The 16,509-nt window shown below is 70.2% G+C and carries 17 protein-coding genes; 9 read left to right on the forward strand and 8 right to left on the reverse strand.

Features of this window, described 5'->3' with window-relative positions:
* Nucleotides 1-34 precede the first annotated feature (34 nt).
* The 4 genes from HEB94_RS08000 (at nucleotide 35) to HEB94_RS08015 (ending at nucleotide 2,830) form a co-directional block, all read left to right on the forward strand.
* Nucleotides 35-334, forward strand: coding sequence for a DUF6457 domain-containing protein (locus HEB94_RS08000; RefSeq protein WP_202896215.1), 300 nt, complete (start codon nucleotides 35-37; stop codon nucleotides 332-334).
* Between the two features lie 24 nt (nucleotides 335-358).
* Entirely contained in the window at nucleotides 359-1,471 is a 1,113-nt protein-coding gene (locus HEB94_RS08005) for a potassium channel family protein (RefSeq protein WP_192749306.1), read from the forward strand.
* A 4-nt stretch (nucleotides 1,472-1,475) separates the two neighbouring features.
* Complete coding sequence (locus HEB94_RS08010; protein WP_192749307.1) at nucleotides 1,476-2,462, forward strand: NAD(P)H-quinone oxidoreductase; 987 nt, start codon at nucleotides 1,476-1,478, stop codon at nucleotides 2,460-2,462.
* A gap of 200 nt (nucleotides 2,463-2,662) precedes the next feature.
* Nucleotides 2,663-2,830, forward strand: a complete 168-nt coding sequence (locus tag HEB94_RS08015) for a hypothetical protein (RefSeq protein WP_192749308.1) — start codon at nucleotides 2,663-2,665, stop codon at nucleotides 2,828-2,830.
* A 100-nt stretch (nucleotides 2,831-2,930) separates the two neighbouring features.
* Here HEB94_RS08015 and HEB94_RS08020 read toward each other — a convergent pair whose 3' ends face one another.
* Entirely contained in the window at nucleotides 2,931-3,611 is a 681-nt protein-coding gene (locus HEB94_RS08020; RefSeq protein ID WP_192749309.1) for a DUF998 domain-containing protein, read from the reverse strand.
* Between the two features lie 246 nt (nucleotides 3,612-3,857).
* On the opposite strand from HEB94_RS08020, the gene HEB94_RS08025 reads away from it, so the two are divergent.
* On the forward strand, nucleotides 3,858-4,463 hold the full coding sequence (locus HEB94_RS08025; protein WP_420481520.1) for a bacterial proteasome activator family protein: 606 nt from the start codon (nucleotides 3,858-3,860) through the stop codon (nucleotides 4,461-4,463).
* A 131-nt stretch (nucleotides 4,464-4,594) separates the two neighbouring features.
* Here HEB94_RS08025 and HEB94_RS08030 read toward each other — a convergent pair whose 3' ends face one another.
* The gene (locus tag HEB94_RS08030; RefSeq protein ID WP_337917515.1) at nucleotides 4,595-5,407 is read right to left on the reverse strand and encodes a Cof-type HAD-IIB family hydrolase; all 813 of its coding nucleotides are present in this window, start codon (nucleotides 5,405-5,407) and stop codon (nucleotides 4,595-4,597) included.
* 163 nt (nucleotides 5,408-5,570) lie between these two features.
* On the opposite strand from HEB94_RS08030, the gene HEB94_RS08035 reads away from it, so the two are divergent.
* Nucleotides 5,571-6,524, forward strand: a complete 954-nt coding sequence (locus HEB94_RS08035) for a TIGR03619 family F420-dependent LLM class oxidoreductase (RefSeq protein WP_192749311.1) — start codon at nucleotides 5,571-5,573, stop codon at nucleotides 6,522-6,524.
* Between the two features lie 66 nt (nucleotides 6,525-6,590).
* Nucleotides 6,591-7,079: an NUDIX domain-containing protein gene (locus HEB94_RS08040; protein ID WP_192749312.1), complete on the forward strand. Its 489-nt coding sequence runs from the start codon at nucleotides 6,591-6,593 to the stop codon at nucleotides 7,077-7,079.
* A 100-nt stretch (nucleotides 7,080-7,179) separates the two neighbouring features.
* On the opposite strand, the gene HEB94_RS08045 is transcribed toward HEB94_RS08040, so the two are convergent.
* The 3 genes from HEB94_RS08045 to HEB94_RS08055 all read right to left on the reverse strand — a co-directional run bounded on the left by HEB94_RS08045 (nucleotide 7,180) and on the right by HEB94_RS08055 (nucleotide 10,218).
* The gene (locus HEB94_RS08045; protein ID WP_192749313.1) at nucleotides 7,180-7,899 is read right to left on the reverse strand and encodes a hypothetical protein; all 720 of its coding nucleotides are present in this window, start codon (nucleotides 7,897-7,899) and stop codon (nucleotides 7,180-7,182) included.
* A gap of 58 nt (nucleotides 7,900-7,957) precedes the next feature.
* The gene (gene metG, locus HEB94_RS08050) at nucleotides 7,958-9,583 is read right to left on the reverse strand and encodes a methionine--tRNA ligase (protein ID WP_192749314.1); all 1,626 of its coding nucleotides are present in this window, start codon (nucleotides 9,581-9,583) and stop codon (nucleotides 7,958-7,960) included.
* A 158-nt stretch (nucleotides 9,584-9,741) separates the two neighbouring features.
* Nucleotides 9,742-10,218 (reverse strand): hypothetical protein, encoded by a 477-nt coding sequence (locus HEB94_RS08055; RefSeq protein WP_192749315.1) that lies wholly within the window; start codon nucleotides 10,216-10,218, stop codon nucleotides 9,742-9,744.
* A gap of 91 nt (nucleotides 10,219-10,309) precedes the next feature.
* On the opposite strand from HEB94_RS08055, the gene HEB94_RS08060 reads away from it, so the two are divergent.
* A complete protein-coding gene (locus tag HEB94_RS08060) occupies nucleotides 10,310-10,513 on the forward strand; it encodes a hypothetical protein (protein WP_192749316.1) in 204 nt (67 codons plus the stop codon).
* Nucleotides 10,514-11,313: 800 nt separating this feature from the next.
* Here HEB94_RS08060 and HEB94_RS52340 read toward each other — a convergent pair.
* Genes HEB94_RS52340 through serS form a run of 3 tightly spaced genes read right to left on the reverse strand, consistent with a single transcriptional unit; the run spans nucleotide 11,314 to nucleotide 13,959 of the window.
* Nucleotides 11,314-11,787 carry an NUDIX domain-containing protein gene (locus HEB94_RS52340; RefSeq protein ID WP_192749317.1) on the reverse strand — a complete coding sequence of 158 codons (474 nt, stop codon included), beginning with the start codon at nucleotides 11,785-11,787 and terminating at the stop codon, nucleotides 11,314-11,316.
* Between the two features lie 13 nt (nucleotides 11,788-11,800).
* Nucleotides 11,801-12,688, reverse strand: coding sequence for an HAD family hydrolase (locus HEB94_RS08070; RefSeq protein ID WP_337917516.1), 888 nt, complete (start codon nucleotides 12,686-12,688; stop codon nucleotides 11,801-11,803).
* Nucleotides 12,685-13,959, reverse strand: a complete 1,275-nt coding sequence (gene serS / locus HEB94_RS08075) for a serine--tRNA ligase (protein WP_192749318.1) — start codon at nucleotides 13,957-13,959, stop codon at nucleotides 12,685-12,687. Before serS ends, HEB94_RS08070 begins: the two co-directional genes overlap by 4 nt.
* A gap of 132 nt (nucleotides 13,960-14,091) precedes the next feature.
* On the opposite strand from serS, the gene HEB94_RS08080 reads away from it, so the two are divergent.
* Complete coding sequence (locus tag HEB94_RS08080; RefSeq protein WP_192749319.1) at nucleotides 14,092-16,497, forward strand: diacylglycerol kinase family protein; 2,406 nt, start codon at nucleotides 14,092-14,094, stop codon at nucleotides 16,495-16,497.
* Nucleotides 16,498-16,509: the final 12 nt, after the last annotated feature.

The following is a 16,509-nucleotide window of genomic DNA, read 5'->3' on the forward strand; positions in this document are numbered from 1 at the left end:
GCCTCCGCCCGCCCGCCGTACGGAAGGCAGCCGCATGCTCCTGGACTGGGCCCAGCAACTGTCCGCCGCCCTCGCCGCCGACCAGACACCGCACACCCCTCACGCGGCCGATCGGGCCGAACCCGGCCTGCCGGTCGACGAGGCGCTCCTCACCACCGTTCTCGACCTCGCCCGGGACGCGGCCCACGCGGTCGAACGCCCCGCGGCCCCGCTGACGACGTTCCTGGTCGGCTACGCCGCGGCCCGACGCGGCGGCACCCCGGCCGACCTCGCCGCCTGCGCCGAGATCGCCCGCGAGCTGGCCAGTGCGTGGGAGCGCGGCACCGAGGCCTGAACCTTCGCTAGGGTCATCCCCGCCATGCCACTCAACCGCCCGCGCATGATCACCCAGGCCGTGTCCGACGTCCGGCTGCCCGAAAACTACGTGGCACCCCTGCGTCAGATCGGGTTTCGGGTCCTTGTCGCACTCGGGTTGCTCGCCCTGGTTGTCGTGGTTGTCTACGTTGGGCGGGACGGCTACCGCGACGCCGACGGCAGCACGCTGACCCTCCTCGATTCCTTCTACTACGCGACGGTCAGCCTCACCACCACGGGCTACGGCGACATCACGCCGATCACCCAGGGTGCACGGCTGATCAATGTCGTACTCGTCACGCCGCTGCGTATCGCCTTCCTCATCGTGTTAGTTGGTACGACCCTGGAAGTCCTGGCCACGAGGAGCCGGGACCAGTGGCGCATCTCGCGATGGAGGAGCCAGTTGCGCGATCACACCGTTGTCGTCGGGTTCGGCACCAAGGGCCGCAGCGCCGTCGACACTCTCATCAACGGCGGCATCCCCGCGGACCAGATCGTGGTCGTCGATCCGTCGCCCGCGGCGGTCGCCGAGGCGAACGCCGCCGGCCTGGGCGGCGTCGTGGGTGACGCCACCCGCGCCGACGTACTGCGGCGGACCGAACTCTCCCAGGCCAGCCGCGTCATCGTCACGACCCACCGCGACGACGCGGCGGTCCTGGTCACCCTCACCGCGCGCCAGCTCAACCCGACCGCGACCGTCGTCGTCGCGGTCCGGGAGGCGGAGAACATCCCGCTCCTGCGGCAGAGCGGCGCCGACGTGACGGTGACCTCCTCCGACGCCGTGGGTCGGATCATGGGTCTGTCCACGGTCAGCCCGGCGCTCGGTGCGGTGCTGGAGGACCTGCTCAGCTACGGCGAGGGCATGGAGGTCGCCGAGCGCGCGGTCCTCCCCCGCGAGGAGGGCCGCTCACCACGCCACCTCGACGACGTGGCCGTGGCGGTCGTCCGTGGCGGGGAGGTCTACCGCTACTTCGACCCGACGGTCTCCCAGCTGCTGCGCGGCGACCGGGTCATTGTCGTCCGCCCGGCGGAGGAACTCCCCTGGGCGCCACGACCAGGCACCGACGAAGCACACCCGAACGGCGAGGAACCCCAACCCTCCGAAAGCGAGAGCTGACACGATGCGCGCGGTGGTTGTCCGGGATGCGGGCGGACCGGAGATGCTGGCGGTCTGGGATGTCATCGACCCCCAGCCCGGTCCCGGCGAGGTCCTGATCGACGTGGTTGCGGCCGGCGTCAACCGCGCCGACCTGCTCCAGCGGCAGGGCAACTACCCACCGCCGCCGGGTGCGTCGGAGCTGATCGGCCTGGAGTGTTCGGGCCGGATCTCCGGCCTGGGTCCCGGCGTCGAGGGCTTCGAGATCGGCGACGAGGTGTGCGCGCTGCTCGCCGGTGGCGGCTACGCCGAACGCGTCGCGGTCCCCGCCGGGCAGGTTCTCCCCCGCCCCGAAGGGGTCACCCTCGTCGAGGCGGCGGCCCTGCCCGAGACCGTCTGCACGGTCTGGTCCAACATCTTCATGCTCGCCTCGCTGCGCCCCCAGGAGACCCTGCTGGTCCACGGCGGCGCGAGCGGCATCGGCACCACCGCGATCCAGCTCGGCAAGGCCGTCGACGCACGGGTCATCGCGACCGTGGGCGCCGACAGCAAGGTGGCGAAGTGCCTCGAGCTCGGCGCGGACACGGTGATCAACTACCGCAAGGACGACTTCGTCGAGGTCGTCAAGCAGGTCACCGAGGGACACGGCGCCGACGTGATCCTCGACGTGGTCGGCGCGCCCTATCTCGACCGCAACATGCGGACCCTCGCCACCGCCGGGCGTCTGGTCGTGATCGGCATGCAGGGCGGCCGGACCGGCGAACTCGACCTGGGCCTCCTACTCGCCAAGCGGGCCGCGGTGCTCGCCACCGGCCTGCGTGCGCGGCCGGTGCAGGAGAAGGCGGCGATCGTCGCGAGCGTCCGCGACAACGTCTGGCCACTCATCGCCGACGGCCACCTGCGACCCGTCGTCCACACGGTGCTGCCCCTCGAGGAAGCTGGCGAGGCGCACCGCATCCTGGAGGACAGCGAGCAGATCGGCAAGGTCCTGCTGCTGGCCAGGGAACCCTGATCCGCCGCACCATCACCGCTCGCCACGCCTCCGCGAAGCTGGGCGAAAACGGACAATTAGAAATTTTGTGCCGATCGAGGCAACCCGATCGACACCCAAACCGTCCCATCCAGTAACTCGGGGTGGACGGCCTGACGCCCACCGCGGTTCCGGTTCAGTCGCGCCAGAGTGGGCGCGGCCAGAAGGAGGCGGGTGAGCGGATGAACATCGACTACACGCAGCGGGTGCAACGACTCGCGAGAATCCGCCTCCGAGCCGAGGTCGCGCGCCGTCGCGCCGAACGCCTGCGCAGCTCCGAGGAGCCCCCCGGCGGAAGGTCCACCGGCCCACGCCGGCGCGGGGCCGACGCCACCGAGCCGACGGAGTAGTTCCACCGGCCGGGCCCCAGTAGTTCGGGCCCAGTAGTTCGGCCCCAGCGCCCACCCTCGCGCCCCGGCTTGCACACACGCATGGAGCATTCCGCGATCCTTACGGTCCGTGCCGTCCGACATGGACAGGCGCCGATTCGTCGGTGTTGTGCAGGTGGATCGCGAGGAGGGTCACCCACCCCCAGCCAACGGCGATGGTCAGTCGCTGCGACAGCCCGGCGATCTCGACCAGACCTTCGACCTGCGCGAAGCCCAGGCCGAACAGGAAGAAGCCGATCACGACCAGCGCGCCGGTGAGGGTCGAGTAGGCGGCCCACCCGCGTCTGCCCCAACCGGCGAAGCGCCGAGCGAAGACGAGGCACGCGGCGGCCAGCGCAGCGAAGACAAGCAGCGAGAAGGAGTCGTGGAGCGTGCCGTGCCAGGTGTGCACGCCCTGGCCCGGCGTACCGGGCGGGTAGCCACCAACAGGGTCGGTCACGAAGGCACCAGCACCGACAAGTCCGACCGCGTACGTCCCGACCAGCAGCGGCCCCCAGGTCGAGAGTCGTCCAGTGGCGTGAAGGGCTCGGCGTAGACCGACGGCGAAAAGCATCATCAGCAGGCCGGTGACGAGGAAGTTGAGGACCTGGATCCACCCCGACGGGCCCAGAGCCAGTGAACTGACCGGATGACGGAGTGGGTCGTAGTCGGCGCGGGTGGCGCCCTGGACGAGGAACGCGATGACGAACAGGGGGCCGCCGATCGCACCGCAAAGGAGCAGCTTCTTCGTCGATGCGTTCATCCGATCCGATCGGGACGAGATGTGCGCGGGCGGGGCCTGGAAGAAGGAAGATCACCCATGCCTGTCAATTTAGGTTGACGTAGAAGTGCTTGTCCACCCATGGTGAGGTCGAACGTCCACGGGTCCGCGTGACCCGCGTACCACCGCAACTCCACTGACCTGGCCAGACGCCGGGCGGCCTGATGAGGCGCAGAGTGGTCCGGGGGCGGCCTCGCATCACCGACCCGATGGGGTAAGGATGGGGCCATGACCGATCCGTACCAGACCTATGGCGCCGACGCTGAGGGCGCCGACCACCCCCAGGGTGTCGAGGATTCACCGCGAGTTGTGATCGTGGGACCGGACGGTATGGCCGTGGAAGGGCCGCCGACCAAGGGCGGGCCCGACTCGGGTGCCGAGTCCGGTGAGGACGAGGAGCGGTCGGTGACCGACCTGGTCGAGCAGCCAGCCAAGGTCATGCGGATCGGCAGCATGATCAAGCAGCTGCTGGACGAGGTGAAGGCCGCACCCCTCGACGAGGCGAGTCGGCAGCGCCTCCGTCAGATCCACAAGTCGTCCATCGCCGAGCTGGAGAAGGGGCTCGCCCCCGAGCTCGTCGAGGAGCTGGAGCGGCTCTCCCTGCCCTTCGACGACGGTGTCGTTCCGAGTGAGGCCGAGCTGCGGGTCGCGCAGGCCCAGCTCGTCGGCTGGCTCGAAGGACTCTTCCACGGCATCCAGACGGCGCTGTTCGCCCAGCAGATGGCGGCACGCGCCCAGCTGGAGCAGATGCGCCGCTCGCTTCCGCCCGGCACCCAGCTCCCGCAGATGCAGCCCGCGCCCGACGCGGAGCGCCCCGGAGGCATGTACCTCTGACCTACCTGTGACGCGCGGGTGTCTTCGAGCGGACGACGCCGCCAGGCCGCCTCGAGGTACCCGCCTCCCTCACCCTCCCGTGCCCGGACCGAGTGGCGTCCGGGCATGCGGGGTCAGGGTGATGCCGTGGATCAGCGGAACAGGCTCTCCAGCACGCTCGCCACACCGTCGTCGTCATTGGACGGGCAGCGCCGTTCGACCGCGGCCAGAACGTCCGGATGACCACCGGTCACGGCGTAGGGGGTGCCGGCCCAGGCGAGCATCGCCAGGTCGTTGGGCATGTCGCCGAAGGCCACCACCTCCGAGGGGTCGATCCCGCGCTCGGCGCACAGCGTCGCGAGGGTCGACGCCTTGGAGATGCCCTGCGCGGAGACCTCCAGCAGCCCGATCTTGCTCGAGTGCGTCATGGTGACGAGGTCGCCGGCCACTTCGCGGGCCTTGGCCAGAAGCTGGTCGGGTTCGTAGCTCTCGTGCTTGACGAGCAACTTCAGCACGGGCTCGGCGACCAACAGCTCGGAGATCCGCCCGATGAACGTCTCGTTCAGTCTGTCCCCGGCCACGAGGTAGGTCTCCTCGTGGCCGAACCGGTCGCCGAACTCCACCCCGAACGACACCCCCGGGATCGACGTCCGGATCGCCTCCACGACGGCACGGCCGATCTCGGGAGCGAGGGGGAACCCCTCGATGATCTTCTCCTGGTGCAGGTCGTAGACCAACGCGCCGTTGGAGCAGACGGCGATACCTCGGTGTCCGGTCGCCTGGGCGACCTCCCGCATCCAGCGGGGCGGGCGACCCGTCGCGAACACCACGGTCGCACCCGCGTCCTCGGCCATGGCCAGAGCGCTCCTGGTCCGCGCGGAGACACTCCCGTCGGAGCGGAGCAGTGTTCCGTCGAGGTCGCTGACGATGAGTCGAGGCGGGCGAGGTGTGGGCCGATCAGTCACCGCCCCATCCAACCAGAGGCCCGGGACCCGCCCGCTGACCGTCGTCCCAACCCCTGGTGAACGCCCAGGGCGGCGCGAATCCGGCGGACGAGACATTTGCGGCTGGTGAGAGCACCGCTCGTACGGTGGGGGGAGGAAGAGACCCAACCATTGGGGATCGCACATGGAACTCGGTGTCAAACTTCCCGTTTCTGGCCCGCTGGCCTCCCCCGAGGCGATCGTTCGGATCGCCCAGGAAGCGGAGCGGCTGGGCTACACCACCGCATGGACCTACGAGCGGTTGCTGCGTCCGGTCGAGAAGGTCGTGATGTGGACGGGGGGCGAGCCGCAGGAGGTACCGGAGGTCTACCGATCGACCTTCGAACCGCTGGAGACGCTGAGCTACGTCGCCGCCCTGACCGAGCGCATCCAACTCGGCACCAGCATCCTGGTGGCGCCGCTCCACGTGCCGGTCATGCTCGCCCGCCGGTTCGCCACGCTGGACCACTTCAGCCGCGGTCGGGTGATCGCCGGGCTGGGCCAGGGCTGGCAGCACCACGAGTTCGAGACGGCGAACGTGTCGAGGAGCCGGCGGGGCGCCCGCATCGAGGAGATCGTGGAGGCGATGCGCGCGGCCTGGGGTCCCGACCCGGTGAAGTACGAGGGCGAGTTCTACCGGATCGCGCCGTCCGAGGTGAACCCGAAGCCCGTCCAGGCACACCTTCCGGTTCTGGTGTCCGGTGGCGCTCCGCCCGCGATCAGACGTGCCGGCCGGATCGCTGACGGCCTGATCCTGATCGCCTCCTCTGCGGCAGACGTACGCGGCATGGTCGAGACCTTCCACGACTCCGTCCGGGAGGCTGGACGCGACCCCGAGGACCTGGCGGTCGTGGCCCAGGCGCCCGTACCGATCACGCACAAACCGATCGACGCGGACCGGCCCTACCTCGGTGGCGCGCCGAGCCAGATCGCGGAGGATCTCGCGAACCTGCGCGGCAGCGGTGTCACCCAGGTCTACTTCGCGGGCATGGGCCTGGGCGCGGACGGTCTGGAGGACTGGGTGGAACTCCTCGGCGAGGTCCACCAGGCTGCCGCGGGCGCGGGTGCCCTGGCGGGCAGCACGTCATCGGCGGCGTAAGCCCACGAACCCGGACGAGCCGCACGGAGGACCGAGCAACCCAAGGACACCCCCTAGCCTGGGGATGTGAGCTTCGAGGGGTCCTACCTATGGCGACTCCGGCAGAAGATCGGATCCGACCTGGTGCTGGTCCCCGCCGCACAGGTGCTCGCCTTCGACAGTGCCGGGCGGCTTCTTCTCATCAAACGCGGTGACACCAGACGCTGGGGACTGCCGGCGGGCGGCGCCGAACCGGGCGCGACGTTCGAACTGACCGCGATCCGGGAGCTGGAGGAGGAGACCGGGCTGCGCGCCGAGCCGGGCGACCTCGAAGCCTTCGCCTGCGTCTCCGATCCCGACATGTACGACGTGACCCTGCTCAACGGCGACCGGGTGCATTCGTTCGGGATGTGCTTCGCCGTCCACCGTTGGAGCGGTACGCCGCGACCCGACGGCGACGAGTCGCTCGAGGTGGAGTTCTTCGCGGACCTGCCCGAGCCGCGCCACGAGCACATCGACACCACGCTCGCGCTGTGGCGGGCCTACCGCGAGACCGGCCGGTTCCAGACCGGCTGAGAACGAACAGCGCCCCCGGAGCGGTGTGCTCGGGGGGCGCTTTCGGTGTCCGGTTCGCTGTGCTGGTCCTGCTCGCTGCTCGGCTTGAGTCGTGGGTCGGTCAGCCCACCGCGGCCTTGAGGCGGTCGGCGACCTTGGGCGCGAGGTCGGAGGCGACCTCCTGGGCCTCGTCACGGCTGTCGGCCCAGACGTAGACGACGCTGAGCAGGTCACCGTCGGTCTGGTAGACGACGAGGATGGAGTAGTCCTTGCCCTTGCGGTCATCCACGCCGCGCCAGGCGAACGAATCCTTCAAAGCCCCGTCCGGCGCGTCGACGGTTGCGACGTCCTTGTACTCGCCCTGCGGGTGCTTCCAGCTGTCACAGTCGTCGAGGGCCTTCTCGATCTCGGCGAGCGCGGCCGCTCCCTTGCCGGGCTGGTAGGCGACAGCCTCGTTGCTGACCACGAGCTCCGCGGTCTTGGCCGACGACTTCCAGAAGAAGTCCTGGTTGCGGGCGATACGGGTCTTGTTGCTCGCCCAGTCCTTCGCGCAGATGTCGTTGGTGGGTGCCTGCAGGCTGTCGTCCTGGTCCTGGACCTCGACGTCCCGGCCGATCTCCCCGTCGTTGAGGATGATCTTGCCGATGGCGTTCTTGAGCTGCGCGGACGTCGGCGGCTCATCCTTGACGGCACCGGCGGCTTTTTGGTTGGCGACCTTCGCCGGGGTTTCCTGGGTCTGCTGCGGTTGCTGAGCCTCGTCGGAGGGCTTGTTGTTACTGCAACCGGCTAGGGCCACCAGTCCGGCGGCGACCACGGCGAGCACAAGTCGGAATCTGGGCACGAGTCGGAACTCTAGCCAATATCGGGCACTTCGGCTCACCCTCCCCCTCCGGGCGATCTCAAGGCGTGACCAGATCCAGGGGCAGCTCCAGCCGCGGGAACACCGCCGCCGGTGGCGGCAGGATCCGCTCCGCCGTGCCCGACGCCGTGCCCGATTCCACCGTCGACTCCGCTGTCGATTCCGCTGTCAACCCACACTGGGCGGCGACGCGTGCGGCGAGGTCGGGGACGAACGGGCGCAGTTCCGTCGCCAGCGCCCGGACCGTCGCGGTCAGCGCGCCGAGGGCCACGTCGAGTCGCCGGCCCGCGTCCTCCTCACCGTCGCGTTCGGCCCGGGCGAGGAGCCACGGCGCCACCTCCTCGACGTAGCGGTTGGCCTGCGCGATGATCGCGGTCACCGCGGCCGCCGCCGTACGTAGGTCGAAGTCGGCGAGCGCACGGTCGATCCGCCCGGGCAGTTCCCCGCACGCCGAGGTCAACGCGGCGCCGTTCGGGTCGTCTCGGCGTACGTCGGCCAGCACCGGGTCGTCGAGGTCGGGGACGACACCATCGCGGTAGCGGTGGACCATGCTCACGACCCGCTGGGTGAGGTTGCCGATGCCACCGGCGAGGTCGCGGTTGGCGGCGGCGACCAGCCGCTCCAGGGTGAAGTCGGTGTCGCCGAGCTTGGGCACCTTCGCGGCCAGCCACCAGCGCAGTGCGTCCACGCCGAACTCCTCGGTCAGCTTCACCGGATCGACCACGTTGCCGAGCGACTTGCTGAACTTGCGGCCGTTCGCGGTGAGGAAGTCGTGGACGAAGATCTCGGTCGGCAGCGACAGCCCGGCCGACAGCAGCATCGCCGGCCAGTAGATCGCGTGGAAGCGCACGATGTCCTTGCCGATCACGTGCACCCGTCGGTCGCTGTCGTGCCACCAGGTACGAAACGCCTCGGCGTCCTCGCCCGTACCGAAGTCGAGTGAGGTGATGTAGTTGCCGAGCGCGTCCCACCACACGTACATCACCTGCGCCGGGTCGCCGGGCACCGGCACGCCCCAGCCGTGGGCCCGGTCGATCGACCGGGAGATGGAGAAGTCGTTCAGCCCGGCGTCGAGGAACGCGCGGACCTCGTTGGCGCGCGCCTGCGGCTCGATTCGGAGTGCCCCGCTGTCCAGCAGGTCGCGCAGGGCGTCCTGGTAGCGGGACAGCCGGAAAAACCAGTTCTCCTCGCTGACCAGTTGCGGGGGTACCTCGTGCTGGGGACACAGTCCGTCGAGGAGTTCGTCCTCGGTATAGAACTGCTCGCACCCCACGCAGTACAGGCCCTCGTAGTGGCGGCGGTAGAGGTCGCCGGCGTCGGCGCAGGCCTGCCAGAGCCGGTCCGCGCCGGGCCGGTGCCGCGGGTCGCGGCTGGTGCGAAGGAAGTCGTCGTAGGACAGGTTCAGGACCTCGCGCTGCTTCTCGAAGGCGAGGGCGTGGGCGTCGACGAACTCCTGCACCGGTACGCCGGCCCGTTCGGCGGCCTGCACGTTCTTCAGCGCGTTGTCGTCGGTGCCGGACTGGTACCGGACCTCATCGCCGCGCAACCGCCGGTGCCGGGCCAGCACGTCGGCCTGGACGAGCTCGAGCGCGAAGCCGAGGTGCGGGTCGGCGTTGACGTAGGGAATCGAGGTGGTGACGTAGAACCGCTGCGGAGCGGTGGACATCGGGCTTTCCTTCCACGTGTGCTCGCGGCAAGGGCCCGGAAGATCCGTAGACGCGACGAAGGCCCCTCCGCGAGGGGCCTTCGGCAGTAAGAACGGCACGTAGGCGACCCCTAGCGGGGCCGCATCATCTCCTGGTGCCGGAACGTCATGAGGCGATCCTAGCCGAGCCGTCCACGCGTTTGGTCAGGAATGGTCGCCGCTCCCACTCGCGAGGCAGGGGCGACCACCGGTCCGGCGCCCCGCGACACCCGCGCCCTCAGATCGGGCTCGGACAATCGGGACGGCTCGTCGAGCAGGTTGAAGACTCGCAGCAGCGCGGCGGCGAGCACGGCGTCGTCCACCGCCACCTCCCGGTACCGCTGGAGGTACTCCTCCATCTCGAGCATCTCCGGGCTCGGCTCACCCTCGACATGCGCGAACTGAAGATCGCCGGCGGTCGTCAGGTTCCACGGAGTGTCGACCAGGCTGGCCGCGGCCGGGAAGTAGCGGCCGCCGAGGTCGCCGTCGTGTTCCCGTAGCAGGCGTTCCAGAAGCAGGGCATCCAGCGCGGCGACGCTCATGCCCTGGCCGTAGAGGGGATTGAAGCTGCAGAGGGCATCGCCGACGACGAGGTAGCCCCCCCGGGAATCGATCAAGCTGTTCGTAGTGCCGCCGAATGCTCTCCGGGAAGCGCATGAGCACGGGCTCGCTCAGCGGCGTCGCCGTACGGATGATCTCGGCGATGTCGTGGCCTCCGACGCTCTCGGCGAACTCGGCCATCTCCTCGTTCCTGGTCGGCAGTTCCTCACCACCGCAGGTGCTGAGCAGAACCGTGAAGCGGTCAACGCCCACAGCCGCGGCGCCGGCACTGCGGGTCTGTTCGGGATGGGCCGGGTACACCGAGCAGACGTCGCCCGCGAGATGTTGGGGTTCACGGCGGTAGGAGCGTGACTGGTAGGCGAGCTTGATGCGGACCCGCTCCTCGGGTGCTCGCTGTAGCCCAGCGATTCCAGCCACGTCGCGCTGCGCGTGCCTCGCCCGCAGGCGTCGACCACCAGGTCCGCGCCCAGCGTGATCTCCGCTTGTGTATCTGCTCGGCTTCGGGCGCGTACCCCGGTGACCCCGCGCCGATCAGGATCGGCCCGTAGACCTGTCACGTCGCAGCGCTCGATCACTGTCACCGTGGGCAGCCGCATGACCCGCGAACGAAGCGTGAACTCCAGGAGCGAGCGGGTCACCCCGATCCCGACCAGATCCGACGGCGCCTTCCGCATCGGGTGACCGACGAAGTTCCAGTTGAAGTCGGCCTGCATGTCGGCAGCCACCGCGCCGGCCCTGATCAGGTCCTCACTCACTCCGGGAAAGAGTTCGTCGAGCGCCTCGCGTCCCCGCACGAGTAGGAAGTGCAGTTGGCGACTCTGCGGAACGCCACGTCGTGCGACCGGTTCCGAGGGCAGTTCGTCACGATCGATCACCGTCACGTGATCGAAAATCTCACTCAGCGCGCGGGCCGCGCACAGGCCTGCGACCGAGGCACCGATGACAATGGCGTGTTGACGTGATGGAGTCATTCACGATCCTTGGACACGTTTGGCGCCCTGAGCCTTTGGGGCTGGTGGCCCTTCGTCTCGACCCGCACCCCTTGTGTCAGCGTGCCTCGCTCGAACGCCCGTGTCCAAAACCTTTGCGGCACCGATCCATAGCCGGGAGGCATGAAGCCGCGGCCTATTGAAGCCGCACCACGTCGAACGTCAGCGTTCGTGACGAAGCAGTCCGATCCCGTAGGCCGCGTGCGCGGACAGGTCGAGCCGATCGAGTTCGGTGGGGCCGAACCAGCCGAGATCGTCGGTGGTGTCGTCTCGTTCCCGACGCGGTGAGCCGCCGGTGATCTCCACGAGATAGAGCAACCGTACGCCGTGGATGGAGGTCCCGTCGGAGTCGTAGACGTTGCTGTGAACGCCGAGGACGCGGTGGACCTGGCCGCTCAGACCCGTCTCCTCCGCCATCTCCCGGAGCACAGCCTTGGCCGGGTCCTCCCCGTGTCGCACCCCGCCGCCGGGAAGGGTCCACCGGCCCGGCGTGCGGGTACGAGCCGACATCCGGCACAGCAGGAGGGGAGCAGATCCCGACGCTCCCCGACCCGGGCCCCGGGTGTCCTGGCACAGGGCGTAGGCGCCGACGCGCTGCTTGCGAGGCGTGGAGTCCGGTCCCCGGGTGCCGGTCACGACCGGTCGGCGGTCACGGGAGTTCGACCTCGCTGAACCAGCGGCTGAGCTCGACCGCGACGCCGTCGTCATCGAGGGAAGCGGTCACGTCGTCGGCGACCTCCTTCACCTCCATGGCGGCGTTGCCCATCGCGACACCGCGGCCGGCCCACGACAACATCTCCGCGTCGTTGTCGCCGTCACCGATCGCGAGGACGTCCTCCCGCTCGACGCCGAGCCGTTCGGCGATCTTGGCCAGGCCGGTCGCCTTGCTCACCCCTTCGGGGGCGAGGTCGAGCCACGCGGTGTAGCCGATGTAGTAGGCGACGCCGTGCAGGCCGACCCGGTCGACGACGTCGAGGAACTGCTCGGCCTCGATGGACGGCTCGCGCAGGATGACGCGGGTGGCGGGTTGGGCGACGAGCTGGCTGATCGACTGGACCTCGATCTCACCGGTCAGCTCACCGGCCGGAAAGTGCGCGTTGACGCGGTAGCCGACGCCGAGTTCCTCGACCGCGACGAGCACCTCGGGCAGCCGCGACAGCAGCATCCGCACGACCGGCTCCGGGTCGAAGGTCACCACGTCGATCAGCTCCACGCCCCGCTCGTCGATGATCCCGGCGGGCGAGAGCGGCGGATCCGACTGGTTGTGCAGGCGTATGGTCACCGCGCCGTTGCTGCACACGAGGTAGGGCGTCGGCAGGTCGAAGTGCAGCGCCAGCGGCCGGGTCGCGGTCAGCCCGCGCCCGGTCGACAGGACGACGTGCGAACCGGTCCCGGCCACCGCGCGAACGGCGGCGTCCACCACCGGAGACAGCTGGTTCTTCGCGTCGACAAGGGTGCCGTCGATGTCGAGCGCCACCAACTGCGGGCGCCACATCTCGGCGAGCTGGTCCGGTCCGGTCGTCGAACGGGCCGTCACGTGAGCGGCTCCAGGAGGCTGCGGCCGGCGAGGTAGGGCTGGAGCGCCTTCGGGATCCGAACCGACCCGTCGGCCTGCTGGTGGTTTTCCAGCACCGCGACGATCGCCCGGGCCACCGCGACGAGGGTTCCGTTGAGGGTGGTCACGTGGCGTACGCCGTCCTCGTCGCGGAACCGCACCGAGAGTCGGCGGGACTGGAACTCCGTGCAGTTGGACGTCGAGGTCACCTCACGGTGCCGGCCCTGGGTGGGGATCCAGGCCTCGATGTCGAACTTGCGGGCGGCGCTCGCCCCGAGGTCACCGGCGGCCGTGTCGATGACGCGGTAGGGCACCTCGAGCTTGTCCCAGAACTCCCGCTCCCAGGCGAGGAACCGGCGGTGTTCGGCGGCCGCCTCGTCGGGATGGCAGTAGGAGAACATCTCCACCTTGTCGAACCAGTGCACCCGGAAGATGCCGCGGGTGTCCTTGCCGTAGGAACCGGCCTCGCGCCGGAACGCCGGGCTGGTCCCGGCGTAGCGCAGCGGCAACTGGTCGGCGTCGAGGATCTCGTCTGAGTGGTAGGCCGCGAGTGGGACCTCGGCCGTACCGACGAGGTAGAGGTCGTCCTGCTCGAGCCGGTAGACATCGGCGGCGGCCTGGCCGAGGAAGCCGGTGCCCTCCATGGCCCGCGGCTTCACCAGGGACGGCGGGATCATCGGCGTGAACCCGTAGGACAGTGCCTGGTCGACCGCCATGTTGATCAGCGCCATCTCCAGCAGGGCGCCCCAGCCGGTGAGGTAGTAGAACCGCGCGCCGGAGACCTTGGCTCCGCGCTCGACGTCGATCGCACCGAGCAGCCGGCCGAGCTCGACGTGGTCGCGGGGCTCGAACCCTTCGGCGGCGAAGTCGCGGGGGGTGCCGACCTCCTCGAGAACGACGTAGTCGTCCTCCCCGCCCGCGGGTACGCCGTCCTCCACGATGTTGTCGAGCTCGAGCATGAGCCGCTGGAACGTCTGCTCGGCTTCGGCCTGCTCGGCCTCGGCCGCCTTCACCTGGGCGGACAGCTCCTTGGTGCGGGCCAGCAGGGCCTGCTTCTCCTCACCCTGCGCCCGAGGGATCTGCTTGCTGAGCGACTTCTGCTCCGACCGCAACTGCTCGAACGAGGCGATCGAGGACCGGCGGCGCTCGTCGGCCTCGAGCACCTGGTCGACAAGCTCGACCGAGGAGCCGCGGAGCCGTTGGCTGGCACGCACGCGGTCAGGATCTTCACGGAGCAGTTTGGGGTCGATCACGGGACTGAGGGTACGCGGGTCAGAGGGTACGTCCGCCACCGGTTTCCTGCTCAGGCCGACTTCACGACCGGCCCTGGCCGGGAGGCGGTCTTGACCCCCGAGGTCGGACCCGCTTCCCGAGGCGGGGTAGACATGCGTTTCGTGAGGAAGAACACGGGGGCCGGAAGCCGCCGCCTGCGCGGTGGTGGTGCTGGGAACACGCCCACCGGCGCCCTCGAGGGTACGACGTCTCCTCCGGAGCGCGAGGACGGCACCCCCATTCGTCGTATCCGCCGCATTCCGCTCATCGGTTCGGACCGGGGTGGACACGACTCCCACAACGCCGACAACGCCGACAACAGGCACGACAGGGACAGCCGGGACGGCAGGGACAGCCCGCGCGGGTCCGAGCCCGAACACACCGCCGCGCGGCGGCCCGACCCGGGAACCGATCGCCGTTGGTCGGCTGCTCGACCCGACCGCGAGCCTGACCACGACCGCCCCGGCGCCGAACCTGACCGCGGCGACGGCGGCGAGGAAGAAGTCGCCGCCTCCGACGGCACCGCACGCGCCGACTCCGATGACACAGCACGCGGCTCCGACGGCGAGCCGGAGCGGCGGGAGCGGCGTCCGCGCCGACGGCGGCGGCGCAGGCGGCGGCGGCGCAGGCGGCCCGAGCAGACCGAGGCCCGGCGGGAACCCGACGACGTCCAGGTCCTTCGGGACGTCCCGGACGAGCGCGCCGTCCAGCCGGCAGAGGAACTCCGGGCCGAGAGCGACGTCCAGGCGGCCCGTGATCTTCGGGCCGAACGTGACCTCCGGTACGCCGGGAAGGTCACCCCGGACGACACGACAGACGGCACGACGGACGCCACAACGGAGCGGCCGCGGGAGGTGGCGGAACGCGCCGTCGAGGCGGGTCGCCCTGCCCGTCGACGGACCGGGCACCGGCGAGCCGCCCGCAGGCAGGCCCGGCGCAACCGAGCCGTCGAACGCCGTGCGACCTTCGCCGCCCTCGCGGGCAGTGCGCTGTTCGCGCTGCTGCTCGTCCTTGTCGCCACCGAGTGGGTGCCGCTGCTCGACGTGGACCGCGCCGTGCTCACCGACATGCCCGCCCACGTCCCGCGCGGATCCGCGGCGGCGACCTTCTTCCTCGTCGTCCAGGCCATCTCCCAGCCGTGGGTGCTTCGCGGTGCGACGGTCGTGGCGGCGGCGCTGGTCATCCGCGCCGGATACCGCCGGCTCGGGATCTGGCTGGTGGGCACGGTCGCGGTCGGCGCCCTGCTGGAGACGTTCTTCAAGGCGCTGGTCGCGCGCCCCCGGCCGGCGCCCGCGGACGCGGTCACGCACCTGGGTGGGTACTCGTTCCCGTCCGGCCACGCGTTCACCTCCGCGCTGGTCGTCTGCGCGCTGCTGATCGTGGCGGGCCGCCTCGGCGTACGGCGCCGCACCCAGGTCGTGCTCTCCTGCGTCGGGGCCGCGGTGATCCTTCTGGTCGGATTCGATCGCATCGCGCTGTCAGTCCACTACGTTTCAGACGTGATCTCCGGCTGGATGCTCGCACCCGCCCTGCTCGGCGCCACGGTCCTGGCCTTCGGGCTGGGTCGCCCCCGCACGCCCGCCGAGCGAGATGACGGTGAGCGGCCACGCCGGGTCGCCGTCATCCTCAACCCCTCCAAGGTCGACGACGAGGCCGACTTCCGCCGTCAACTCGAACGCCACGCCGCCCGGACGGGCTGGGATCCTCCCCGCTGGTTCGAGACGACCGTCGACGATCCGGGCCGTGCCCTGACCAGGGCCGCGCTGGGCGACGGGGTCGATCTGGTGATCGCGGCCGGTGGGGACGGCACCGTTCGGGTCGTGTGCGCCGAACTCGCCGGCACCGGCGTCCCGGTGGGGATCGTGCCGGCCGGCACCGGCAACCTGCTGGTCCGCAACCTCGGCCTGCCGCTGGACCTGCAGGAGGCGATCGAGGTCGCCTTCACCGGTGTGGACCGCCGGCTCGACCTGGTACGCGTCGAGGGCGACCACCTGGAACCCGACCGGTTCGCGGTGATGGCGGGGCTCGGCCTGGACGCGGCCGTGGTGGGCGAGGCGCCAGCGAAGCTGAAGGCGCGGATGGGCTGGGCGGCCTACGGCGTCTCGATGGTCCGCAACCTGTCCTTCCCGGCGGTCCGGGTCGACATCACCGTCGACGACCAGCCGCCGGTACGCCGGTGGGTGCGGACGGTCCTGGTCGGCAACGTCGGCACGCTGCACGGCGGGCTGTCGGTACTGCCCGACGCCGAACCCGACGACGGGATGATCGACGTCGTGGCGGTGGCGCCACGACGGCTGACCGACTGGCCGGAGCTCGCGTGGCGGGTGCTGCGCCGGTCGCCGGCCCAGGACGAGCGGCTGCGGACGTGGCGCGGCAAGCGGATCGTCGTCCGCGCGGGCGACGCGTGCCCGCGGCAGCTGGACGGCGACGTGATCGAGCTCGGCCAGGAACTCCGCTGCGAGGTGGAGCCGGGTGTCCTGCTGATCCGGATGCCGAAGAACAGCGCCGACCAGAGCTGATCCTGGTGGTGC

Source organism: Actinopolymorpha pittospori (assembly GCF_014873875.1).
GTDB classification, from domain to species: domain Bacteria; phylum Actinomycetota; class Actinomycetes; order Propionibacteriales; family Actinopolymorphaceae; genus Actinopolymorpha; species Actinopolymorpha pittospori.